A 20,510-nucleotide genomic window follows, 5' to 3' on the forward strand; every position below is an offset into this window, starting at 1 on the left:
TTTTGGGAGCGTGCGGTGGAGGAAGACCCGGACACGTACCGGATTCTAAAACTGCGCGCCGAAATTCTCGAACTCGGCTCCGCCATCCGGCAATTGCAGCGCGAGGGTCTCGACGATGCCGCAGCGCAGCTCCTGATCGCACGCAAACGTGCACAGCTCGAGCATCTCGTGAAGGCGAATGCCGCGGGACGGCCGCTTTAGCGATGTGACGCTGGAAGGATTCCCAATCTAGCTCCACGCTCCAGCTCCAAACCGAAAGACCCCGCGTCGCCGCGAGGCCTTTGATTGTCGGCGTCGGAGCTCACTTGGTGTTGCTCATGCCGCCCTTGTTGTTCGTCATGGTGCCGCCTTGGTCGGAGCCGGGGCCAGAACCACCTTGACCGGAGGGATCAGCGCCCTTGGAGGACTTGGTGTTGGCGCCCGTGGTCTGCGACGACGACATCGCGGATCCATGCTTGGCCTTATGCGACTTGGCCTGCGCGGCGAACGGAGCGGCGGCGAGGCCGGTTGCCAACATCACGGTGAGAGCGAGCTTGGTGGTTTTCATGCGCGGGAACTCCCTGAGTTAAATTGACGCAGGCAGCCAACCGCCATTTGCCGCAGGAGTTCCGAACGAAAGCGCCCGGTGCGCGTCACGCGCGCTTCAAAATTCCTTGTCCTCGGCGAGGATGAACACGAGGCCCGTGAGCGTTGCGCCGATCGCGAACGTCGTCACCAGTGTGATGATGAAGACCATGGCGGCCGAATGTCCGCCGTGGTTCAGCAGATTTGCGACGGCCGGATTGAACAGGACGAGGGCGAGACCGAAGACAAGGCCGAGGGCTGCACCCATCATCGCATGCGTCATCAGCTTGATGACGCCGGTCGGAGAGATGAGGCTCGGCGACTTTTTCCCGCGCATGGAACCGCCTCGCGGTGTGGCATAAAACGCGCACGACGATTGCGAGTTCCATTCTCATGACGATTTTGTCATTCCCCGCTTCATCCGACGTTCATGGCGGTCTTGCGAGGATGAATGCCATCAACACGGGAACATTCGATATGGGTAAGGTCGTCTTTCTCTATCGCTCGCTGGCCTATCGCAACGCGGCTGCGGACATGCTGCGCAAGGCGCGCAAGCTGCCACGCGGCGCCGAGCGGAGCGCAGCCCGCCGTTACGCGCGGGCGCTGCGCGAGCTTTCGCAAACGGAAGCCTGGCTGGAAGGACGTGTCGCTGACGAACCGCAGGCGATGCAGCCGATGAGGGTCGCTGCGGCGCGCTAGAGCATGATCGGTTCTGAGTGAATCAGAACCGAAGCCCCAGATTCTTGTCTTTACACGCGAACTGGCGCCCACTTCGCTCGCAAACGCTTAGCCTGAGGCCCGCTGAAGGGGCTCGGACGGAGCCGCGTCGAACTTGCTCGCGGCCGACGGCGCTACGGTCTTCCGCGTCAGCGGCACCTCGAGCCGGCACAACAGGCCTTCGGCACGCCAGTCGAACTCCGCCTGTCCGCCGAGTTGCGATTCCACACTGGCAAGCAGGCTCCGCGTGCCGAAGCCACGGGATTTCGGCGTCCTCACCAGCGGACCGCCGGTTTCGTCCCAGGTCAGTGTGAGGTGGTCGTCCTCGACCTGCCAGCCGATCGCAAGCCGCCCCGACCGCGTCGAGAGCGCGCCATATTTCGCCGAGTTGGTGAAGAGCTCATGCAGCGCCAGCGCCAGCGTCTGCGCTGTCGCCGGCACCAGCTGAACTTCCGGACCGGCCAGCTTGATCTGGCCGCCGAGCGAGTAGGGCGCGAGCTCCTCGTCGATCAGCTTCGAGAGTTCGGCGCCCTGCCAGCTCGACAGCGACAGGATCGTGTGCACGCGCGCCAGCGCGTTGATGCGCCCCTCGACGGCGTTCACGTAAGCCTTGACCTCATCGGCGCGGGTGAGGCGCACGATCGATTGCGCCAGCGCCAGCGCGTTCTTGGCGCGATGATCCACCTCGCGCGCGAGCAGGTTTTGTCTCTCTTCCGCGCGTTTGCGTTCGGTGATGTCCACGGTGACGCCGCTCACGCGTACCACGCGGCCACCTTGGTCCACCGTGGCGGCTGCCGTGCCGACGCACCAGCGTACCTCGCCATCGGGCCGGCTGACGCGAAACTCGCCTTCATAGGCGTGCGCGCCGGTATTGAACGCGGCAATCGCCTGGCCGAACTGGTCGACGTCATCAGGGTGCAGCAGCGCCTGGATGTTGGCAGAGGTGACATTGAAGGTCTCCGGCGTCACGCCGAAGATGCGGTACTGGCCTTCGTCCCACATCCAGTCGCCGTTGACCCAGTCCCAGTCCCAGGATCCCATCTTGCCGGCGGCGATCGCCATGCTGCGCCGCTCTTCGCTCTCACGCAGCTTCGCGGTGGAATTCTCCAGCTCGGCCGTGCGTGCGCGAACGCGGTCCTCGAGCTCCTGGTTCAGCCGTTCGAGCTCGCGGGTCTTGCGGTAGAGTTCGGCAAACACCTTGATCTTGGCGCGCAGCACCTCCGGTACGACCGGCACCGGAACGTAATCGACCGCGCCCATCTCGTAGCCGCGCAGGCGGTCAATGTCGCTGACCTGAATGGCCGAGATGAAGATCATCGCGGTCTTCTGGAAGCGCGGGTGCTCGCGGATCATCGCGGCGAGCTCAAAGCCGTCGAGCTCGGGCATGCAGACGTCGACCAGGATCACCGCGATCTCGGTCTTGAGCAGCACCTCCAGCGCCTCGCGGCCCGATGATGCGATCACTAGGTTCTCGCCGAGTTCCTTCAGGATCACCTCGTAGGCGAGCAGCTTGGCCGGCTGGTCGTCGACGAGGAGGATATTGACCTTTTCGTGGTCCATTCGCGGATCCAAACTCACCGGTGCAGCCACATGCGGATCGCAAGCAGCAATTGATCGGTGTTGACGGGTTTGGCGAGGTAGTCGGACGCGCCGGCTTCCAGGCATTTCTCACGGTCGCCCTTCATCGCCTTGGCTGTCAGCGCGATGATCGGAAGGCGGGCGAAGGCCGGATTTTCGCGAATGACGCCGATGGTCTGATAGCCATCCATCTGCGGCATCATGATGTCCATCAGCACGATGGCGATCTCCGGATTGGATTCGACCAGCGTCACCGCCTCGCGCCCGGTCGTGGCCGTCAGCACCTTCATGCCCCGCCGTTCCAGGACGCTCGACAGCGCGAAGATGTTGCGGGCGTCGTCGTCGACGAGCAGGGCGGTCTTGCCGATCAGGTCTTCGTCGGAACTGTTCAGCTTCTCCAGCATGCGCTGCTTCTCGACCGGCAGTTCCGTGATCACGCGATGCAGGAACAAGGCGGTCTCGTCGAGCAGGCGCTCCGGCGATTCCACGCCCTTGACCACGATGCTGCGCGCCATGGTGTGGAGTTCCGCATCTTCCTCCGCCGAGAGCTCGCGGCCGGTGAAGACCACCACCGGAACGTTCGACAGCGCCTCGTCGTTGCGGATCTGGTCCAGCACCTCGAAGCCGCTCATGTCGGGCAGCCGCAGGTCGAGCACCACGCAATCGCAGGGTGCCTCGCGCAGCGTCGAGAGCGCGCCGGCGCCGGTATCCGTCGTCACGATCTCGATGTCGTCGTGATGCAGCAGCTCGCGGATCGAGAGCTGCTCGGCCTCGTTGTCCTCGACGATCAGGAGCCGCTTGCGCCTGGGACGCGCATATTCCTTGATCTGCGTCAGCGCGGCTGAGACGCCCTCGGTCGTGGTCGGCTTGTTGACGAAGGAGAAGGCGCCGCGGGCCAGCGCATGCTGGCGGTCCTCGTCGAGCGTGATGATCTGCACGGGAATGTGGCGCGTCAGCGGATTGTGCTTGAGCTGGCTCAGCACCGTCCAGCCCAGCATATCAGGCAGGAACACGTCGAGCGAAACGGCCCGCGGCTGGTACTGTTTCGCAAGCTCCAGCGCCTCCGCGCCGCGCGCGGCGACCAGAACCTTGAAGCCCTTGTCGCGGGCGAGATCAACCAGCACACGCGCATAGTGCGGATCGTCCTCGACGATGAGTAGGATAGTGTCGCCGGGCTCGAGATTGAGCCTGTCGTCGGCAATCTGCTCGATGACGCGCTGCTGTTCGGGCGCGGCCGCTTGCAACGCCGGTGGCTGACTGTACTGCTGCGGCGCGGGCGCACGCGGCGCGAGCGTCGGGCCGGAATATTTCAGCGGCAGATAGAGCGTGAAGGACGAGCCCTTGCCGGGCGCGCTGCGCAGATGGATCTCGCCGCCGAGCAGGCTCGCGAGCTCGCGGCTGATCGCAAGTCCGAGACCGGTGCCGCCATATTTGCGGCTGGTGCCGGCGTCCGCCTGCTGGAACGCCTCGAAGATCAGCTTCTGCTTCTCCAGTGGAATGCCGATGCCGGTGTCCGTCACTTCGAACGCGATCACCGCCGGCGCGGCGTTCAGCACCGGATGATCCGTGCCCCAGCCGCCGACCGCGGCGACGACCTTCAGGCGCACCTCGCCTTCAGCGGTGAACTTGAAGGCGTTGGAAAGCAGGTTCTTGAGGACCTGCTGCAGGCGCTTGGAGTCGGTGACGATGCTGCGGGCCAGGTTCGGGTCGACGTCGATCTTGAACGACAGGTTGCGGTTTTCCGCCTCGTGCCGGAACGGCCGCCCGACGGTCTCGAGCAGGTTCGCAGTCAGAATCTCCTCGGCGTCGACCGTCACCGTGCCGGATTCGATCTTGGAGAGATCCAGGATGTCGCTGATGAGGTTGAGCAGGTCGGTGCCGGCGCCATGGATGGTGCGGGCGAACTCGACCTGCTTGGCCGAGAGGTTGCCATCCGGATTGTCGGTGAGCTGCTGTCCCAGGATCAGGATGGAGTTCAGCGGCGTGCGCAGCTCGTGGCTCATATTGGCGAGGAATTCGGACTTGTACTTCGAGGTCAGCGCGAGCTCGGTCGCCTTTTCCTCCAGCGCGCGGCGGGCCTGCTCGATTTCCTGGTTCTTGCGCTCGACCTCGACATTGCGCTCGGCGAGCTGCTGCGCCTTCTGTTCGAGCTGGTCGTTGGTCTGCTGCAATTCGCGCTGCTGGGTTTGAAGCTCGCCGGCAAGCTGCTGCGACTGCTTGAGCAGGCCTTCGGTCTGCATCGTCGCCTCGATCGAGTTGAGAACGATGCCGATGGAGTCGGTAAGCTGCTCGAGGAATGTCATCTGCGAGGTCGTGAACGAGGTCAGCGAGGCGAGCTCGATCACCGCCTTGACCTGGCCTTCGAACAGCACCGGTAGCACGACGAGGTTCTTTGGCGCGACGCGGAACAGCGCTGAGTTGATCGGCACCACGTCGGGTGGAATGTCGGCGATGACGCGCGGCCGTCTGTCGAGGGCGCATTGGCCGATCAGGCCGTCGCCGAGCGGGAGCACGCGCTGATAGGGATAGACGCCGTCGCCGGCATAGGAGGCGAGCAGCAGGAGCCGCGGACTATCCTCGCTCTCGACCTGATAGATCACGCCGGTATGGGCGTTCACCAGGGGCGACAATTCGGTCAGCAGCAGCCGGCCGACGGTGGTGAGATCACGCTGGCCCTGGAGCATGTTGGTGAATTTGGCGAGGTTGGTCTTCAGCCAGTCCTGCTCGGTGTTCACGTCCGTCGTGAGGCGGAGGTTCGTGATCATCGTGTTGATGTTGTCTTTCAGCTCGGCGAGCTCGCCGCGGGCGTCGACCTGGATCGACGGCGTCAGGTCGCCCTTGGTCACTGCGGTCGCAACTTCCGCGATCGCGCGCACCTGCGAGGTGAGGTTGGCCGCCAAGAGGTTCACGTTACCGGTGAGGTCCTTCCAGGTGCCGGCAGCACCTGGCACGTCGGCCTGGCCGCCCAATCGTCCTTCGACGCCGACCTCGCGCGCCACCGACGTCACCTGATCGGCGAAGGTCGCGAGCGTCTCGGTCATGTTGTTGATGGTGTCGGCGAGCGCGGCGACCTCGCCCTTCGATTTCACGGTGAGATTCTGCTTGAGATCGCCGTTGGCGACCGCGGTCACCACCTTGACGATGCCGCGGACCTGCTCGGTGAGGTTCGCCGCCATGAAGTTGACGGTGTCGGTGAGGTCCTTCCAGGTGCCGGCCACACCGGGCACCTGGGCCTGGCCGCCGAGCTCGCCTTCGGTGCCGACTTCACGCGCGACGCGGGTGACTTCGCCGGCAAACGCGTTGAGCTGGTCCACCATGGTGTTGATGGTGTTCTTCAGCTCGAGGATTTCGCCCTTCACGTCCACGGTAATCTTGCGCGACAAGTCGCCGCGCGCAACCGCGGTCGTGACTTCGGCGATGTTGCGGACCTGCGTCGTGAGGTTCGCGGCCAGCAGGTTGACGTTGTCGGTGAGATCCTTCCAGGTACCGCCGACGCCGGGCACGACGGCCTGACCGCCGAGCCGGCCCTCGGTTCCGACCTCGCGCGCCACGCGGGTCACTTCGGCGGCGAAGGAGCGGAGCTGCTCCACCATCGTGTTCAGGGTGTCCTTGAGCAGCAGGATCTCGCCGCGCACGTCCACCGTGATCTTCTTCGACAGGTCGCCGCCGGCGATCGCGGTCGCGACCTCGGCGATGTTGCGGACCTGGGCCGTCAGGTTGGAAGCCATGAAGTTGACGTTGTCGGTGAGGTCCTTCCAGGTGCCGGCAACGCCGGGCACTTCGGCCTGGCCGCCGAGCTTGCCCTCGGTGCCGACCTCGCGCGCCACGCGCGTCACTTCGCCGGCAAAGCCGTTGAGCTGGTCCACCATGGTGTTGATGGTGTTCTTCAGCTCGAGGATTTCGCCCTTCACGTCCACAGTGATCTTGCGCGACAAGTCGCCGCGCGCCACGGCGGTGGTCACTTCGGCGATGTTGCGGACCTGTGCGGTCAGGTTGCCCGCCATCGAGTTGACGCTGTCGGTGAGGTCCTTCCAGGTGCCGGCGACGCCGGGCACGTTGGCCTGACCGCCGAGCCGGCCTTCGGTGCCGACCTCGCGCGCGACGCGCGTCACCTCGCCCGCGAAGCGGTTGAGCTGGTCGACCATCGTGTTCAGCGTGTCCTTGAGCTGAAGGATCTCGCCGCGGACGTCCACCGTGATCTTGCGCGACAGGTCGCCGCCGGCGATGGCGGTTGCGACCTCGGCGATGTTGCGGACCTGGGCGGTGAGGTTGCCCGCCATGGAGTTGACGTTGTCGGTGAGGTCCTTCCAGGTGCCGGCGACGCCCGTCACCTGGGCCTGGCCGCCGAGCTTGCCTTCGGTGCCGACCTCGCGCGCGACGCGGGTGACTTCGCCGGCGAAGGCGTTGAGCTGGTCCACCATGGTGTTGAGCGTTTCCTTCAGCTGAAGGATTTCGCCCGACACGTTCACGGTGATCTTCTTCGACAAGTCGCCCTTCGCAACGGCGGTCGCGACCTCGGCGATGTTACGGACTTGGCCGGTCAGGTTCGAGGCCATCGAGTTGACCGAGTCCGTCAAGTCCTTCCAGGTACCGGCGACACCGCGCACTTGGGCCTGGCCGCCGAGCTTGCCTTCGGTGCCGACCTCGCGCGCGACGCGGGTGACTTCGCCGGCGAAGGCGTTGAGCTGGTCCACCATCGTGTTGATGGTGTCTTTCAGCTCCAGGATTTCGCCGCGCACGTCCACGGTGATCTTCTTCGACAGATCGCCGCCCGCGACAGCCGTCGTCACCTCGGCGATGTTGCGGACCTGTGCGGTCAGGTTCGACGCCATCGAGTTGACGCTCTCGGTGAGGTCCTTCCAGGTGCCGGCGACGCCGAGCACGTTGGCCTGACCGCCGAGCCGCCCCTCGGTGCCGACCTCGCGCGCGACGCGCGTGACTTCGCCGGCAAACGCATTGAGCTGGTCCACCATGGTGTTGAGCGTTTCCTTCAGCTGAAGGATCTCGCCCGAGACGGTCACCGTGATCTTCTTCGACAAGTCGCCGCCTGCGATCGCGGTCGCGACGTCGGCGATGTTGCGGACCTGCGCGGTCAGGTTCGACGCCATGAAGTTGACGTTGTCGGTGAGGTCCTTCCAGGTGCCGGCGACACCTGGCACCTGGGCCTGGCCGCCGAGCTTGCCCTCGGTGCCGACCTCGCGCGCCACGCGCGTCACTTCCGAGGCGAAGGAGTTGAGCTGGTCCACCATGGTGTTGATGGTGTCCTTCAGCTCCAGGATCTCGCCGCGCACGTCCACCGTGATCTTGCGCGACAGGTCGCCGCGCGCCACGGCGGTCGTCACGTTGGCGATGTTGCGGACCTGGGCGGTGAGGTTGCCGCACATCGCGTTCACGGAGTCGGTCAGGTCCTTCCAGGTGCCGGCGACGCCGGGCACGATCGCCTGGCCGCCGAGCTTGCCGTCGGTGCCGACCTCGCGCGCCACGCGCGTCACTTCGGAGGCGAAGGAGCGCAGCTGGTCCACCATCGTGTTGATGGCTTCCTTGAGCTGAAGGATCTCGCCGCGGACGTCGACGGTGATCTTCTTGGACAAGTCGCCGTTGGCGACCGCGATCGTGACCTCGGCGATGTTGCGAACCTGGTTGGTCAGGTTGTTCGCCATCGAGTTGACGCTCTCGGTCAGATCCTTCCAGACGCCGGTCACCTCCGGCACCTGGGCCTGGCCGCCGAGCTTGCCTTCGGTGCCGACCTCGCGCGCCACGCGCGTCACCTCGGACGTGAACACGCCGAGCTGCTTGATCATGGTGTTGACGATGGTCGCCGACTGCAGGAATTCACCGCGCAGCGGACGGCCGTCGACGTCGAGCTTGACGGTCTGGAGCAGGTCGCCTTGGGCCACCGCTGCGACCGCGCGCGTCACCTCGCGGGTCGGCCACAGGAGGTCGTCGATCAGCGTGTTGACGGAGCCTTCCATGTCGGCCCAGGAGCCTGAGGCGAGGCCGAACTTCACGCGCTGGCGGGTCTTGCCCTCGCGCCCCACGACCTGACCGACCAGCTCGAGCTGCTGCGCCATGCGCTGGTTGGCGGCGATGATTTCATTAAAAGTGTCGGCGATCTTGCCGTCGATGCCGAGATAGTCCCCGCTCATCCGCACCGAAAAATCGCCGCTGCGCATGGCCTGCAAGGCAAGCAGCAATTCCGGCCGCGAATCCGGGTCCGACATACCGTTGGTTTTTGGCTTTGGGACGCGACGACCGGAGCGCGATGCAGTTCCGGGATCGAGGTCGCTCATACTGATTCCCCCGCGGCGTCGGCCGAATCCAAGGCGTGACGCAGTTGTCAAAATAGAGCGTCAGCCAAATTCGAAATCAAGCGCCAACGTTAAGGCGCCAGGAATTGGAACCTGCCATGCTCAGCCCGGCCAAAATAACGGTGAGGAGTGACGATGGTTCCATCCCGTTCGGGAAAAAGCCGTCCTGACCGCTGGCATTCTGGCCTGCACCAGAGCTCTCAGCCGTCCCAGGAGAGGGGGATGGTGTGCCCAGCGGCGCGGGGCTGTTACCGGCGACCCCGCCGCAAGCTCCGCCACACGCTGATTCGCAAACCACGGGGACCGCGACCAGATCGAACCCCAGCGGCAGCGGCACCTCGACCTCGGACGGCAGGGACGACAACGGCGATGCCGGCCGGGACAAGATGCCCGACAGTAACCATGCGGTGCGGCCGGAGAGCTGGCCGCATCATCCGGAGGACAAATAGAGCTGCTATTTGTCCGCCATGGTGCGCTCCGCATCTTTCACCTGCGTGCGCAGCATCGGCAATTGCTCGCGCGCGAAGGCGGCGAGGGCAGGATTGTCGGGCGCTTTCAGATAGCGCTCGAGCAGGCTGATGGCGGATTCATATTCGGGGATTTGCGCGGCATAGAAGCTTCTGACGTAAGTAGGTCCATCCGCATTTTCGGGCTCGACGAGGCTTGCGCTCACTGACGTTGTCTTGCCGGCGTGCGGCTCCGCACCGATCGCGTCCTGAATCCGCTTCAGGGTCTTGTCGCGCTTGCCTGCTTCCTCGGCGCGCAGGGCCGCGAGATTTTTCACCTCCGCATTGCCTTTCAGGTCGGTGCTTTCCAGCAGGCCCTGCTGGAAACGGCTGAACGTGTAGAGGCCGGTGATGACATCGGTTGCGGTCGGCACGCGGTCGCCGGCCGTTCGCTCACCCGTATTGTCGGCAAGCGCCGAGGTGCTGATGAAAGCCAGGATGATCGCGACGAGTATCCTCATGCATCTCCAATGACCGATGGCGTGCGAAGTTCCCTGGCGTTACGATCCGGTAAGGGCGATTGCGGAGCGGGAGTTCCGTCCCCACATCTTTTGTATGAAACAGTCTGACACGTTCAGGGATAACGCCGACAACTGCCTTCAGCTCGCCGAGCGCGCGGAAGGGCAGCCCGCCCACAAGCGCTATTTGCGTATGGCGGATGCCTGGATGGCTTTGGCGAACGAGCAGGACTGGCTGGACGGTGAAATCCCGCCCGTAAAGGTCCGCGTCCTCCAAACGCAGGATGCGTGAGCGCTCTCACTGTCGTGAATCTGCGTGTGAGACCGCTCACGGAATGCAAGCAACCAATCCAGGATCATCCACGAACAGTCGATCGCGTTGGTTTTGATTCCAGAAGGAGGTTTTGCGATGGCTCCACGTCTGGCCCTTCTTTCGCTCATTCTCGCCTTTGGCGTCTCGGTCGCGTTCGCGACCGTGACGACGGTGCGGCAGGTGCATCTGGAGAATGCATCGGCGGCCATCCACGCCGTGCGTAGTTAGCGCTGCGGGGGCCTCTCGCGCTGGAACATTCGTGGTGCCGGCGCGTAACCGCTTCGAGACATCAGCAGAAGCGAGAGGATATCATGGCGCATTCCGACCACGGCATCATCAAGGACAAGCGCGCTGAAGAGCAGCCGCGCGACAAGCAGCGCGCGCAAACCGTGCACAAGACGGATCCGAAGGGTTCGCCGTCGCGCGAAGCGACGCGCGATCCCAAGCTGAACGACAACAGCAAGACGCCGGGCTCCGGCATGACGCCGGATGATTCCGGCGCAGCGCCGAGCGGGTAGAGCATGCTCGAACAGTAGAAGATTTCTCGCGAGGAACGAATCCCCGCGCGAAGCGTCGACAGGATGCTTCCGGTTGTCATACCCCCGGTGAGCCGGAAGCAATCTCCAAGGACGGCCCTGGCACCCACCGTGCCGGGGTCGTTTGCTTATGGATGGCCTTACAGATCAGTTTCGTTGCCGTTTTCAGGATCGCCCTGGGTGTGTCCCTCAGGGCCGCGGCCGAACACGCCGAAGCTGCTCGATTTCACGCCGGCTTTCGCATCCACGCCCACGGATGCCAGTCCGAACTTGAGGAGTTCGCGGACCGCTGCCGCCCGCGTCGGCATGCGATGTTTGAACCGGAAATCGTCGATGGCGGCCAGCTCTTCCGGGGAGAGCATGACCTGAAGACGCTCGGCGCGAAGGTCATTCATGGTCGATCACGCAAAGTGAGTAAGTTGAGTAGTTTGCTCAACGAACGAGTTTGGCGCGAGTTCCACAAGAGTCGGAAAAATCGCCAGATGAGTAAAAATAATCAATAAAATCAATAAGTTATTATTGAAACAACTCTGGCGGTAGCGCATTCTTTCGGAGAGGGAGAAGAGGCCATGACGGAGGAAGTCAGGTTACCCCGCAAGCTTTCCGAAGAGCCCGAGGCGCCCAAGCCGATGCGTCCGAGTCACCAGAAGGTCATCGAGCAAGTCGAGCGCTGGGCCAACAGCCCTGGGCTGCAACCACCGAGGACGGAAGATGCGAAGACGATCTGAGCCGCATACATTCGAACAACGTCTCAAAGCCGAGCAGCTGCGGCTCGAGCACGAACTGTCGGGTTTGCCGGATGGACAGCAGCGCGATTCTGTCATGGCGCGCATCGATCAGCTTCAGACCGCTGCCGCGATGCATGATTTCCTGATGCTAGGCGAGGCCGCTCGCTGATGGCCCCTGGCATCCGTGCTCCGTGCGGCGAGAGGTGATGCGAAGCTTCCGCCTCAGCCACCACGCCGACACCGAAACCATGGCCCAGACCAGAATGGCGATGGCGAACGCGCCGACGATGCTAGCCGATACCGTGACGTAGAACGCGGCCGCGAAAGCTGCGAGGCCGATACTTCCAAGGCCAGCGCCCGCGGCGTCCAGCGCTGCCGCCTGCTGTCCGCGTCTCCGTCCGCTGAAACCGGCCTTCTCCTTGGCGCGGCGCTCATGGCTTTCGATCAGTGTTGCGCTGGCGCAGAAGATGGCGGGCAGGGCGAGGAAGAGCCCGCCGACGGCTACGCCGAAGCGCGCGCCCATGACGCCTGCGAACACCGTTGCCAGTCCGCCGAGCAGGAAGCGAACGCCGTATTCGTACCATCGCGTTCGCTTGAGCGCCGAGGATGACAGCTTGATCAGCATCAGGCGGTACCTCCGAGACCCGCGAGCAGGCCGAAGGCGACCGCAAGCCATACGGCAAAAGCGATGATGGTGGCGGGCAGCGCCGCGAGCCGAAATCTTATCAGAAGGTGGCAGACGACGAGGCTGTAGCAGGCGAGAGCGACCGCGCCGTAGATCATGGTCCAGCTTTCGGCCGCAGCGTAGGCCGGGCCGTGCTGAACGACCGCGATGCCGAGCGTGGCGAGCGCGACCGACGGCGCTGCGCCGAGGAGGCCGCCAAAAGTCTTGGGCTTGAGCATGTCACCGAGGATTGCGAAGGCGGATACGATCACGCCGCCGGCGATGAAGCGCACGACATATTCAGTCATGGCGACGCCCGCCATTGCCCTTTCCGCATCGCGATTTGGCCAGCGTCCATGGCCGCATCAGTCGCTCCACCGCCGCACCAAGGGCGAAGCCCGCGACCACGTCGCTCGCCCAATGCGCGAGCACCGCAATCCGGGTCAGCGAAAGCCCGACCGCAACCGCGCGCAGCAACCGACGCGGCGTTTTCGGCAGCAAGTCGGCCGCGGAGGCAAGGGCGCCCATATGGACCGCGTGACCGGAAGGGAAGGCGTCGCGCGCCTGTCCCGAGATCGGAACTCCATGTCGGTGCCCGCGTATCATCAGCCGGTCTGGTCTGATCTGATCGAACACGGATTTCAGGACGTGGGGTAGAACGGCCGTCGCCAGTGAAACAGCCAGAACGTGATTTGCAATGGGCCGCTGTTGCGGCTGCCGAAGATGAGCGTAGAGCCAGCCCGCGGCAGCCAGCGCGAGCAGCACGTGCTCGTCGGCGGCCCAGGCCAGTGTTTGCGCGGTGTGCTCGAGGCCTGAATTGGTGTGATCAGCGATCTCATTCGCGATCGCGGTGTCGATCCGGGTAGGTTTGACCTCGACGAATGCCATCGGTTTTCAAGCGCTCCGCTCCTGTGGATGGCGTTACGGCTGTCCCGATCCGCCCGCCGAGCCATACGAGCGGAGAGGTTGCCAACATCAGGACGCCGGTGAGGCCGGCGTCCTCAGGCGATGATTACCTGGACTGCCCGACGCTGGGCGCCTTGCCGAGCTGCTTGGCCATATCGAGATGATGCTTGAGTGCCGGCAGCGTCTTGCCGGCCCAGTCCTTCAGCGCCGAGTTGTCGCCACCCTTGGCGTAGCGCTCGAACAGCGAGACCGCGTCCTCGTGCGCGCTGACCTGATAGGAATTGTAGTCAGAGGTGAAATCCTTGCCCGTAACGCCCTTGAGCTTGTCGAGCTTGCTCTGGTGCGAACTGTCGAGCGCCGTCGGCAGGGCCGCCTGCACCTTGCCGTCGCCGACCAGGCCCTTGAGCTCGCTGCTGGTCTTGGTGTGGTCGGTTACCATTTGCTGCGCGAAGGATTTCTCCTGCGCGGTGCCCTTCTGCTCGGCGAGCTTGCTGGACTCGATCTCGAACATGTCGCTGATGGCGACCTCCTTGACGAAGTCGGCGGTAGCAGGCGCGACGCCAAGCGCCGAGTTGATGCCGGTCTTCTCGCCGAGCGACTGGGCGAGCGCGGGGCCTGCGAGAAGCACACAGGCAAATGCGATGACGGTACGTTTCATAGTCCGGTCCCTCTGGATTGCGCGGCTGCCCGCCGCGCGGCTCTCTTCGCCGACCAACACCGCGACGGGACCGTGGTTCCTAATCCGCTGGATTGCGGCCGGTGCGCGGGTTGATCGGATCGGTCGGCTTGCGCCGTAGTCTCTCAGGCAGGAACGGTTCTGCCGGCGAGGTCGTCGGAACAGCGCGCACATCGGCGTGTCGCTGCGCCCGCTCATGCGGGGTCTGGTTGGTGTTGATCTGTCGCTTGACGTCGACCCCGTCGACGGGATCGTTGATGCCGTGCTGGATATCGCGAAAATCGCTCATGCTTCACCTCACGCCAGGTGTCCTGATGTCAATATGAGAACGGCGCGTCTTCCGCGATGTTCCTGTTTGGCTGCGAGATGCCGCACCTGCCCGCAGGAACGATCACCCCTTCACGCAAGTTGATCCACACATTGGCTGAGTGGAGAATCGAGATGCTGAAACAAGGCGAGTTGGACCGCAGCGAGATGGGAAGGTTGATCGGCAGCGACAAGGTCGAGGGAACATCGGTCTATGGCGCCGATCGCAACAAGATCGGCTCGATCGAACGCGTGATGATCGACAAGGTCAGCGGCAAGGTGTCGTACGCCGTGCTCGGCTTCGGCGGCTTCCTGGGCCTCGGGAACGACCACTATCCGCTGCCTTGGCAGTCGCTGAAATACGATACGGAGCTTGGCGGCTACGTCACCGGGATCACGGCGAAGTCACTCGAAGGCGCGCCGAAATACGGCGAGCGAAGTGATTGGAACTGGGGTGACGACGCGGCAGTCCGTGGCATCAACTCGTATTACGGGGTTCCCTTCGCGTAAGCTTGCATGGAGAGAGAGCCGATGAGCAAGGAACGGCCCACCGACGATCCCCGGCATCAGAATGATTGGGGATCGCATACCCAGACCGACAAGCCCTGGAAGGGCAATCCGGAGAAGGAGCAGAAGTCGGGCGAGACAAAGCCTGACCTCGAGAAATGGCAAGAGACCAAGACGCACTGAGCAAGTGCGCCGACAATGGCATTCGAGACGAGCGCGGCACGGCACGGTGCCGCGCTTCTTTTTTGGCAGCGCATTCACGAATGGCAGCGGTGCTCGCCACAGCCGGAACCATGCCTCCACGCTGCGGTTAGGCTCGCGGTGCGCGAGCTGGCCTTAGCCGCCCTGCCGCCGGCTAATCCCGAGAAAGGCGTTCGCCGTGGATGCTCAAACCCGGGAGCGTGGCCCGTCCGCGGAACAGCCGCAGACGGTGGAGGACGCTCCGAAAACATTCCCTGATCAGACTAGCAAGGACCAGCGGCCGGCGAACACGCCAACGCTGCGCGAACGGCTTCGGGAGCATTGGCTGCTCGCCACCGTCGGTGCCATCGTGCTGATCGCGGCTCTCGTCGGCGGTCTGCTCTATTGGCGGGAGGTGCGTCACTATGAATCGACAGACGACGCATTCATTGCCGCACGCAGCTTCTCCGTGGCCTCGAAGGTCGGCGGCTACGTGACCGATATCCCCGTCACCGACAACCAGCATGTCAACGCGGGCGATCTCATCGCCAGGATCGACCAGCGCGACTATCGCATCGCCGTCGATCAGGCGACGGCGCAGGTTGCCGTCTCGGCGGCCAACATCGCGAATGTCGAGGCGCAAATCGACTCCCAGCAGGAGCAGATCAAGCAAGCCCAGGCGCAGCTCGAACAGGCCCAGGCCCAGCTCCGGTTCGCTCAGGAAGAATTCGCGCGCGCCCAGGATCTGGTCGAGAAGGGCGCCGGCACCGTGCAGCGCCAGCAGCAGACCCGCTCCGATCTTCAGGCGCAGCAGGCCAACACCGAGCGCGCCAAGACCGCGGTGACGGCCGCGCAAGTCGGCATCAAGACACTGCAAGCGCAGCTTGAAGGCGCCAAGGCGCAGCTCAAGCAGTCGCAGGCGCAGCTCGACCAGGCCAAGCTGAATTTGCAATATACCAGCGTCGTCGCCGCGCAATCCGGCCGGATTGCCAAGCTCAGCGGCGCCAAAGGCACGTTCGTGACGGCGGGGCAGAGCCTGATGATGTTCGTGCCCGACGAAGTCTGGATTGTCGCCAACTACAAGGAGACGCAGCTCAACGACATGCGTCCGGGGCAGCCGGTCGAGATCCGCATCGATGCCTATCCCGGGCGCAAGCTGACGGGACACGTCGATTCCGTGCAGCCGGGATCGGGCACCGCGTTCAGCCTGCTGCCGGCGGAGAATGCCACCGGCAATTACGTCAAGGTGGTGCAACGCGTGCCGGTGAAGATCGTGGTCGACAACTGGCCGGCCGATCTGCCGGTCGGTCCCGGCATGTCGGTCGTGCCCTGGACCAGGGTGCGATGACGGACGCAGCGCAAGGTGACGCAGGTGGTTGGTCGCCGGAGCGCTCGGCTGCCGGCGGACACAATCCTTATCTCATCGCCTTCGTGGTCTCGATCGCGACCTTCATGGAGGTGCTCGACACCACCATCGCCAATGTCGCGTTGCGTCACATCGCCGGCGGGCTCGCCGTCGGCATCGACGAGAGCACCTACGTCATCACCAGCTATCTCGTCGCCAATGCCATCGTGCTGTCGATATCCGGCTGGCTGTCGACCGTGATCGGCCGCAAGCGCTTTTACATGATATGCGTGGCGACGTTTTCGGTCGCGTCGCTGCTGTGCGGCTTCGCCTGGAATCTGGAGGCGCTGGTGCTGTTCCGCATCCTTCAGGGCCTCGGTGGCGGCGGGATGGCGACCAGCGAGCAGGCGATCCTCGCCGACTCCTTTCCGCCTCACAAACGCGGCCAGGCCTTCGCGATCTACGGCGTCGCGGTTGTGGTCGCGCCGGTGATCGGCCCCACGCTGGGTGGCTGGATCACCGATACCTACAGCTGGCACTGGGTGTTCCTGATCAACGTGCCGATGGGAATGCTCTCGCTGTTCCTGGTCGGCACGCTGGTCAAGGAGCCGTCCGGCGCGGAGACGGAGCGGGATAAGCTGCTGAGCAAGGGCCTGCGCGTCGATTATGTCGGCTTCGCACTCGTCGCGATCGGGCTTGGCTCGCTCGAATATGTGCTCGACGAAGGCCAGCGCAGCGACTGGTTCGGCTCGAACGTGATCGTCTTCTTCGCAGTGGTCGCAGCCGTCTCGTTGCTCGCGCTGATCCCGTGGGAGCTGACGCGCGAGGATCCCATCGTCGACCTCCGCCTGCTCGGCCGGCGGCAGTTCGCCGCCTGCTTCCTGGTCATGCTCGGCACCGGCGCGGTGCTGATCTCCACCACTCAGCTTTTGCCGCAACTGCTCCAGACCGAGCTGAACTACACGGCGCTGCTGGCCGGCCTCGCATTGTCGCCCGGCGGCGTCGCGACCCTGGTGCTGATGCCGGTGGTTGGTCGCCTCGTCAGCACGGTGCAGCCGAAATACCTCATCATGCTAGGGGCCGCCATCGTCGCGTTCTCGATGTGGCATCTGACGGGGCTCACCGGCGACATCACCTACGGCTACGCCGCGCTGTCGCGCATCTTCCTCGCGCTGGGCCTGCCGTTCCTGTTCCTGCCGGTGACGACCGCGTCCTACGACGGCGTGCCGCCTGACAAGACCAACCAGGCATCCGCGCTGATCAACGTCGCCCGCAACATCGGCGGCTCCATGGGCGTTGCGCTGGCGCAGACGATTCTGGCGCAGCGTCAGCAATTCCATCAGAGCCGCCTGGTCGAGCACGCCGCGCCATCCGACCTCGGCTATCAGCAGACCATCGACGCCATGACGCGCTATTTTCATGCGCAGGGTTCAAATGCGAGCGATGCCGCGTCACAGGCGGTCGCATGGGTCGGGAGGACCCTGCAGCAGCAGGTCGATTTCCTCGCCTATATCGACGTGTTCTGGACGCTGGCGATTATCGCCCTGCTGATGATCCCCACGGCCGCCGTGCTCCGCCCGATCGATCTCAGCGCGCCGGCGCGGGGGCATTGAGGTGCAGCACACTCGGTGTCATCGCCCGCCTTGTGCGCGCTTGCGCACTGGGGCGGGCGATCCAGTATCCCAGAGGCGCCTGAGAGATACGGAGAAGCTGCGGCGTTCTAGATGCCCCGGTCAAGCCGGGGCATGACAGCTGTGTTCGGGACTGCTTATGCAATCATCTTTGGCCGCCCCGGCCCCGCATGCACATGCACCTGTTTCGCATGCAGCGGCTCACCGCATTCCGAGCAGACCATCACGGGGTCGAACTCCTTGCCGCAAGTCTTGTGCTGGTGCAGCAGCGGGCGGCCGCGCTCGTCACCCATGTGGGTGTCGCCCCAATGCACCATCGCCATGATGATCGGGTAGAGGTCGAGGCCCTTCTGCGTGAGGATGTATTCGTAGCGCTTTGGCGCCTCGGAATAGGGGACGCGGCGCAGGATGCCGAACCGCACCAGCTTCTTCAGACGCTCCGAGAGCAGGTGCCGCGTGATCTGGAGCGAGGACTGAAACGCCTCGAACCGGCGCACGCGTAGAAAACATTCGCGCAGGATCAGCAGCGTCCAGCGGTCACCGACCACGGCGACGGTGCGGGAGAGCGAGCAGGGCTCTTCGTCCAGCGTGTCCCACTTCATGTCGCGATCTCCGGCAAAGGGCAGTAAGTCAGAAAAAGGAACTGACTTGAATGATCAGTGCTATTTTCAATGAAGAGTATCATTCACCCCTGCAGTTTGACAGTTCTATTTTAGAACTATAGCCTTCGACCCAATCACATGCCGTTCTCACCGGAGGAGGTGACCTTGCCCAAGCGAAACGCGACAGCCGCCGTGATCGGGGCCGGCGATTTCATCGGCTCCGAGATCGCCAAGAAATTTGCCGCGGAAGGTTTCACGGTCTTTGCCGGCCGCCGCAACGGCGACAAGCTGGCGCCGCTGGTGAAGGACATCGAGGCTGCCGGCGGCGAGATTCACGCGCGCTCGCTCGATGCACGCAAAGAGGAGGAGGTGACCTCCTTCCTCAATGACGCCGACCAGCACGCGCCGCTCGAGGTCTGCATCTTCAACGTCGGTGCCAACGTCAATTTCCCGATCCTCGACACCACCGAGCGCGTGTTCCGGAAAGTGTGGGAGATGGCCTGCTATTCCGGTTTCCTCGCCGGCCGGGAAGCGGCGCGGCTGATGCTGCCGCGCGGTGGCGGCAACATCTTCTTCACCGGCGCGACGGCAAGCTTGCGTGGCGGCAGCGGCTTCGCCGCCTTTGCCAGCGCAAAATTCGGACTGCGCGCGGTGGCGCAGGCGATGGCGCGCGAGCTCGGGCCGAAGAACATCCACGTCGCCCATCTCATCATCGATTCCGGCGTCGACACCGAGTGGGTACGGCAGCGCCGGCTCGAAGCGCTCGGGGCGAATGCGCTTGATGATCCCGATCTTCTGATGCCGCCGTCGTCTGTCGCGGATGCCTATTGGCAGCTCTATCAGCAGCCGAAGAGCGCCTGGACCTTCGAGATGGAGATCCGCCCGTTCGGCGAGAAATGGTGACCGCGGCGTAAAAGTCCGGCTAGACTGAACCCAACTTAAGCAAAATTTCCGGGAGGTATTTGAGTGAAGACCGCGATCACCGAACTGTTCGGCATCGAGCACCCGATCATCCAGGGCGGCATGCATTTCGTCGGCTTTGCCGAACTCGCCGCTGCCGTCTCCAATGCCGGCGGGCTCGGCATCATCACGGGCCTCACGCAGAAGACGCCGGAATTGCTCGCGAAAGAAATCGCGCGCTGCCGCGACATGACGGACAAGCCGTTCGGCGTGAACCTCACCTTCCTGCCGACCTTCTCGGCGCCGCCTTATCCGGAATACATCGCGGCCATCGTCGAAGGCGGCATCAAGGCGGTGGAGACGGCAGGGCGCAGCCCCGAACAATACATGCCTGCGCTGAAGGCCGCCGGCATCAAGGTGATCCACAAGTGCACGTCCGTGCGCCACTCCCTGAAGGCCGAGCGCATCGGCTGCGACGCCGTCAGCGTCGACGGCTTTGAGTGCGGCGGCCACCCCGGCGAGGACGACATTCCCAACATGATCCTGCTGCCGCGTGCGGCGGAGGAATTGAAGATCCCGTTCGTGGCCTCCGGCGGCATGGCCGACGGGCGCAGCCTCGTCGCGGCGCTGTCGCTGGGTGCGTCGGGCATGAACATGGGCACGCGCTTCATCGCCACCAGGGAAGCACCGGTGCATCAGAACGTGAAGAACGCGCTTGTTGCGGCCACCGAGCTCGACACCCGCCTGATCATGCGCGCTCTGCGCAACACCGAGCGCGTGCTGAAGAACGCCAATGTCGATCGTCTGCTCGAGATCGAGCGCGAGAAGGGCGCCAAGCTGAGCATCGACGATATCCACGATCAGGTCGCGGGCGTCTATCCGAAGATCATGCTGGACGGCCAGATGGACGCGGGCGCTTGGAGCTGCGGCATGGTCGCAGGGCTGATCCACGACATCCCCTCGTGCAAGGAACTCGTCGATCGCATCATGGATGAGGCGGAACAGATCATCCGCAGCCGCCTGATGGGGTTCCTGGACGGGACGGGTGCGGCGCGAAAGGTCGCCTGACACCACCAAACTTCCTT

24 protein-coding genes are annotated in these 20,510 nt (G+C 64.1%); 12 read left to right on the plus strand and 12 right to left on the minus strand.

The genetic code is table 11. The annotated features are described in order from the left end of the window. The first annotated feature begins 15 nt into the window (after window positions 1-15). Window positions 16-201 carry a hypothetical protein gene (locus ACKWRH_RS11015; RefSeq protein WP_014497260.1) on the plus strand — a complete coding sequence of 62 codons (186 nt, stop codon included), beginning with the start codon at window positions 16-18 and terminating at the stop codon, window positions 199-201. Between the two features lie 100 nt (window positions 202-301). On the opposite strand, the gene ACKWRH_RS11020 is transcribed toward ACKWRH_RS11015, so the two are convergent. Both ACKWRH_RS11020 and ACKWRH_RS11025 read right to left on the minus strand, forming a co-directional pair. Further along, window positions 302-547, minus strand: a complete 246-nt coding sequence (locus tag ACKWRH_RS11020) for a hypothetical protein (RefSeq protein WP_028158099.1) — start codon at window positions 545-547, stop codon at window positions 302-304. 96 nt (window positions 548-643) lie between these two features. After that, entirely contained in the window at window positions 644-901 is a 258-nt protein-coding gene (locus tag ACKWRH_RS11025; protein ID WP_247314168.1) for a hypothetical protein, read from the minus strand. Window positions 902-957: 56 nt separating this feature from the next. Between ACKWRH_RS11025 and ACKWRH_RS11030 the strand changes: the two genes are divergently transcribed. After that, complete coding sequence (locus ACKWRH_RS11030; protein WP_445220533.1) at window positions 958-1,263, plus strand: hypothetical protein; 306 nt, start codon at window positions 958-960, stop codon at window positions 1,261-1,263. Window positions 1,264-1,350: 87 nt separating this feature from the next. Here the strand turns inward: ACKWRH_RS11030 and ACKWRH_RS11035 are convergent, their stop codons facing one another. The 3 genes from ACKWRH_RS11035 to ACKWRH_RS11045 form a co-directional block, all read right to left on the minus strand. After that, window positions 1,351-2,841 (minus strand): HWE histidine kinase domain-containing protein, encoded by a 1,491-nt coding sequence (locus ACKWRH_RS11035; RefSeq protein WP_445220534.1) that lies wholly within the window; start codon window positions 2,839-2,841, stop codon window positions 1,351-1,353. A 14-nt stretch (window positions 2,842-2,855) separates the two neighbouring features. Continuing rightward, window positions 2,856-9,149 carry a HAMP domain-containing protein gene (locus ACKWRH_RS11040; RefSeq protein WP_445220535.1) on the minus strand — a complete coding sequence of 2,098 codons (6,294 nt, stop codon included), beginning with the start codon at window positions 9,147-9,149 and terminating at the stop codon, window positions 2,856-2,858. A gap of 472 nt (window positions 9,150-9,621) precedes the next feature. Further along, on the minus strand, window positions 9,622-10,134 hold the full coding sequence (locus tag ACKWRH_RS11045; RefSeq protein WP_445220536.1) for a DUF4142 domain-containing protein: 513 nt from the start codon (window positions 10,132-10,134) through the stop codon (window positions 9,622-9,624). Between the two features lie 94 nt (window positions 10,135-10,228). Between ACKWRH_RS11045 and ACKWRH_RS11050 the strand changes: the two genes are divergently transcribed. The 3 genes from ACKWRH_RS11050 to ACKWRH_RS11060 all read left to right on the plus strand — a co-directional run bounded on the left by ACKWRH_RS11050 (window position 10,229) and on the right by ACKWRH_RS11060 (window position 10,962). After that, the gene (locus ACKWRH_RS11050; RefSeq protein WP_445222371.1) at window positions 10,229-10,423 is read left to right on the plus strand and encodes a hypothetical protein; all 195 of its coding nucleotides are present in this window, start codon (window positions 10,229-10,231) and stop codon (window positions 10,421-10,423) included. 117 nt (window positions 10,424-10,540) lie between these two features. After that, window positions 10,541-10,672, plus strand: coding sequence for a hypothetical protein (locus ACKWRH_RS11055; protein WP_445220537.1), 132 nt, complete (start codon window positions 10,541-10,543; stop codon window positions 10,670-10,672). Between the two features lie 83 nt (window positions 10,673-10,755). Next, window positions 10,756-10,962: a hypothetical protein gene (locus tag ACKWRH_RS11060; protein ID WP_445220538.1), complete on the plus strand. Its 207-nt coding sequence runs from the start codon at window positions 10,756-10,758 to the stop codon at window positions 10,960-10,962. Between the two features lie 158 nt (window positions 10,963-11,120). On the opposite strand, the gene ACKWRH_RS11065 is transcribed toward ACKWRH_RS11060, so the two are convergent. Beyond that, window positions 11,121-11,375 (minus strand): hypothetical protein, encoded by a 255-nt coding sequence (locus ACKWRH_RS11065; protein ID WP_445220539.1) that lies wholly within the window; start codon window positions 11,373-11,375, stop codon window positions 11,121-11,123. A gap of 174 nt (window positions 11,376-11,549) precedes the next feature. Here ACKWRH_RS11065 and ACKWRH_RS11070 point away from each other — a divergent pair, with 174 nt between their 5' ends. Continuing rightward, window positions 11,550-11,708, plus strand: coding sequence for a hypothetical protein (locus tag ACKWRH_RS11070; protein WP_445220540.1), 159 nt, complete (start codon window positions 11,550-11,552; stop codon window positions 11,706-11,708). Window positions 11,709-11,856: 148 nt separating this feature from the next. Here the strand turns inward: ACKWRH_RS11070 and ACKWRH_RS11075 are convergent, their stop codons facing one another. The 5 genes from ACKWRH_RS11075 to ACKWRH_RS11095 all read right to left on the minus strand — a co-directional run bounded on the left by ACKWRH_RS11075 (window position 11,857) and on the right by ACKWRH_RS11095 (window position 14,243). After that, on the minus strand, window positions 11,857-12,333 hold the full coding sequence (locus tag ACKWRH_RS11075) for a hypothetical protein (RefSeq protein ID WP_445220541.1): 477 nt from the start codon (window positions 12,331-12,333) through the stop codon (window positions 11,857-11,859). Further along, window positions 12,333-12,680 (minus strand): DUF3147 family protein, encoded by a 348-nt coding sequence (locus tag ACKWRH_RS11080; RefSeq protein ID WP_445222372.1) that lies wholly within the window; start codon window positions 12,678-12,680, stop codon window positions 12,333-12,335. Before ACKWRH_RS11080 ends, ACKWRH_RS11075 begins: the two co-directional genes overlap by 1 nt. Further along, on the minus strand, window positions 12,673-13,260 hold the full coding sequence (locus ACKWRH_RS11085) for a phosphatase PAP2 family protein (RefSeq protein WP_445220542.1): 588 nt from the start codon (window positions 13,258-13,260) through the stop codon (window positions 12,673-12,675). The genes ACKWRH_RS11080 and ACKWRH_RS11085 overlap by 8 nt, the downstream gene beginning before the upstream one ends. Window positions 13,261-13,384: 124 nt before the next feature. After that, the gene (locus ACKWRH_RS11090; protein WP_445220543.1) at window positions 13,385-13,936 is read right to left on the minus strand and encodes a DUF4142 domain-containing protein; all 552 of its coding nucleotides are present in this window, start codon (window positions 13,934-13,936) and stop codon (window positions 13,385-13,387) included. A gap of 79 nt (window positions 13,937-14,015) precedes the next feature. Next, complete coding sequence (locus ACKWRH_RS11095) at window positions 14,016-14,243, minus strand: hypothetical protein (protein ID WP_445220544.1); 228 nt, start codon at window positions 14,241-14,243, stop codon at window positions 14,016-14,018. 152 nt (window positions 14,244-14,395) lie between these two features. Here ACKWRH_RS11095 and ACKWRH_RS11100 point away from each other — a divergent pair, with 152 nt between their 5' ends. From ACKWRH_RS11100 to ACKWRH_RS11115, 4 genes are all read left to right on the plus strand, one after another. Continuing rightward, complete coding sequence (locus ACKWRH_RS11100; protein WP_445220545.1) at window positions 14,396-14,770, plus strand: PRC-barrel domain-containing protein; 375 nt, start codon at window positions 14,396-14,398, stop codon at window positions 14,768-14,770. A 21-nt stretch (window positions 14,771-14,791) separates the two neighbouring features. Continuing rightward, window positions 14,792-14,950 carry a hypothetical protein gene (locus tag ACKWRH_RS11105; protein WP_445220546.1) on the plus strand — a complete coding sequence of 53 codons (159 nt, stop codon included), beginning with the start codon at window positions 14,792-14,794 and terminating at the stop codon, window positions 14,948-14,950. Window positions 14,951-15,146: 196 nt separating this feature from the next. Next, complete coding sequence (locus tag ACKWRH_RS11110) at window positions 15,147-16,295, plus strand: HlyD family secretion protein (RefSeq protein ID WP_445220547.1); 1,149 nt, start codon at window positions 15,147-15,149, stop codon at window positions 16,293-16,295. Then, window positions 16,292-17,905 carry a DHA2 family efflux MFS transporter permease subunit gene (locus ACKWRH_RS11115; protein WP_445220548.1) on the plus strand — a complete coding sequence of 538 codons (1,614 nt, stop codon included), beginning with the start codon at window positions 16,292-16,294 and terminating at the stop codon, window positions 17,903-17,905. The genes ACKWRH_RS11110 and ACKWRH_RS11115 overlap by 4 nt, the downstream gene beginning before the upstream one ends. Before the next feature lie 155 nt (window positions 17,906-18,060). Here ACKWRH_RS11115 and ACKWRH_RS11120 read toward each other — a convergent pair whose 3' ends face one another. Further along, the gene (locus ACKWRH_RS11120) at window positions 18,061-18,525 is read right to left on the minus strand and encodes a winged helix-turn-helix transcriptional regulator (RefSeq protein WP_445220549.1); all 465 of its coding nucleotides are present in this window, start codon (window positions 18,523-18,525) and stop codon (window positions 18,061-18,063) included. Window positions 18,526-18,690: 165 nt separating this feature from the next. Here ACKWRH_RS11120 and ACKWRH_RS11125 point away from each other — a divergent pair, with 165 nt between their 5' ends. Together ACKWRH_RS11125 and ACKWRH_RS11130 are read left to right on the plus strand one after the other, a co-directional pair. Further along, entirely contained in the window at window positions 18,691-19,428 is a 738-nt protein-coding gene (locus ACKWRH_RS11125) for an SDR family oxidoreductase (RefSeq protein WP_445220550.1), read from the plus strand. 63 nt (window positions 19,429-19,491) lie between these two features. Then, a complete protein-coding gene (locus ACKWRH_RS11130; RefSeq protein ID WP_445220551.1) occupies window positions 19,492-20,493 on the plus strand; it encodes an NAD(P)H-dependent flavin oxidoreductase in 1,002 nt (333 codons plus the stop codon). Window positions 20,494-20,510: the final 17 nt, after the last annotated feature.

It is taken from the genome of Bradyrhizobium sp. Pa8 (assembly GCF_052588265.1).

What these genes read in the sequence shown, in the direction of transcription:
- ACKWRH_RS11020 (WP_028158099.1), bottom strand. Translation starts at nt 547, where the DNA reads ATGAAAACCACCAAGCTCGCTCTCACCGTGATGTTGGCAACCGGCCTC.
- ACKWRH_RS11025 (WP_247314168.1), bottom strand. Translation starts at nt 901, where the DNA reads ATGCGCGGGAAAAAGTCGCCGAGCCTCATCTCTCCGACCGGCGTCATC.
- ACKWRH_RS11030 (WP_445220533.1), top strand. Translation starts at nt 958, where the DNA reads ATGACGATTTTGTCATTCCCCGCTTCATCCGACGTTCATGGCGGTCTT.
- ACKWRH_RS11035 (WP_445220534.1), bottom strand. Translation starts at nt 2,841, where the DNA reads ATGGACCACGAAAAGGTCAATATCCTCCTCGTCGACGACCAGCCGGCC.
- ACKWRH_RS11040 (WP_445220535.1), bottom strand. Translation starts at nt 9,149, where the DNA reads ATGAGCGACCTCGATCCCGGAACTGCATCGCGCTCCGGTCGTCGCGTC.
- ACKWRH_RS11045 (WP_445220536.1), bottom strand. Translation starts at nt 10,134, where the DNA reads ATGAGGATACTCGTCGCGATCATCCTGGCTTTCATCAGCACCTCGGCG.
- ACKWRH_RS11050 (WP_445222371.1), top strand. Translation starts at nt 10,229, where the DNA reads ATGAAACAGTCTGACACGTTCAGGGATAACGCCGACAACTGCCTTCAG.
- ACKWRH_RS11055 (WP_445220537.1), top strand. Translation starts at nt 10,541, where the DNA reads ATGGCTCCACGTCTGGCCCTTCTTTCGCTCATTCTCGCCTTTGGCGTC.
- ACKWRH_RS11060 (WP_445220538.1), top strand. Translation starts at nt 10,756, where the DNA reads ATGGCGCATTCCGACCACGGCATCATCAAGGACAAGCGCGCTGAAGAG.
- ACKWRH_RS11065 (WP_445220539.1), bottom strand. Translation starts at nt 11,375, where the DNA reads ATGAATGACCTTCGCGCCGAGCGTCTTCAGGTCATGCTCTCCCCGGAA.
- ACKWRH_RS11070 (WP_445220540.1), top strand. Translation starts at nt 11,550, where the DNA reads ATGACGGAGGAAGTCAGGTTACCCCGCAAGCTTTCCGAAGAGCCCGAG.
- ACKWRH_RS11075 (WP_445220541.1), bottom strand. Translation starts at nt 12,333, where the DNA reads ATGCTGATCAAGCTGTCATCCTCGGCGCTCAAGCGAACGCGATGGTAC.
- ACKWRH_RS11080 (WP_445222372.1), bottom strand. Translation starts at nt 12,680, where the DNA reads ATGACTGAATATGTCGTGCGCTTCATCGCCGGCGGCGTGATCGTATCC.
- ACKWRH_RS11085 (WP_445220542.1), bottom strand. Translation starts at nt 13,260, where the DNA reads ATGGCATTCGTCGAGGTCAAACCTACCCGGATCGACACCGCGATCGCG.
- ACKWRH_RS11090 (WP_445220543.1), bottom strand. Translation starts at nt 13,936, where the DNA reads ATGAAACGTACCGTCATCGCATTTGCCTGTGTGCTTCTCGCAGGCCCC.
- ACKWRH_RS11095 (WP_445220544.1), bottom strand. Translation starts at nt 14,243, where the DNA reads ATGAGCGATTTTCGCGATATCCAGCACGGCATCAACGATCCCGTCGAC.
- ACKWRH_RS11100 (WP_445220545.1), top strand. Translation starts at nt 14,396, where the DNA reads ATGCTGAAACAAGGCGAGTTGGACCGCAGCGAGATGGGAAGGTTGATC.
- ACKWRH_RS11105 (WP_445220546.1), top strand. Translation starts at nt 14,792, where the DNA reads ATGAGCAAGGAACGGCCCACCGACGATCCCCGGCATCAGAATGATTGG.
- ACKWRH_RS11115 (WP_445220548.1), top strand. Translation starts at nt 16,292, where the DNA reads ATGACGGACGCAGCGCAAGGTGACGCAGGTGGTTGGTCGCCGGAGCGC.
- ACKWRH_RS11120 (WP_445220549.1), bottom strand. Translation starts at nt 18,525, where the DNA reads ATGAAGTGGGACACGCTGGACGAAGAGCCCTGCTCGCTCTCCCGCACC.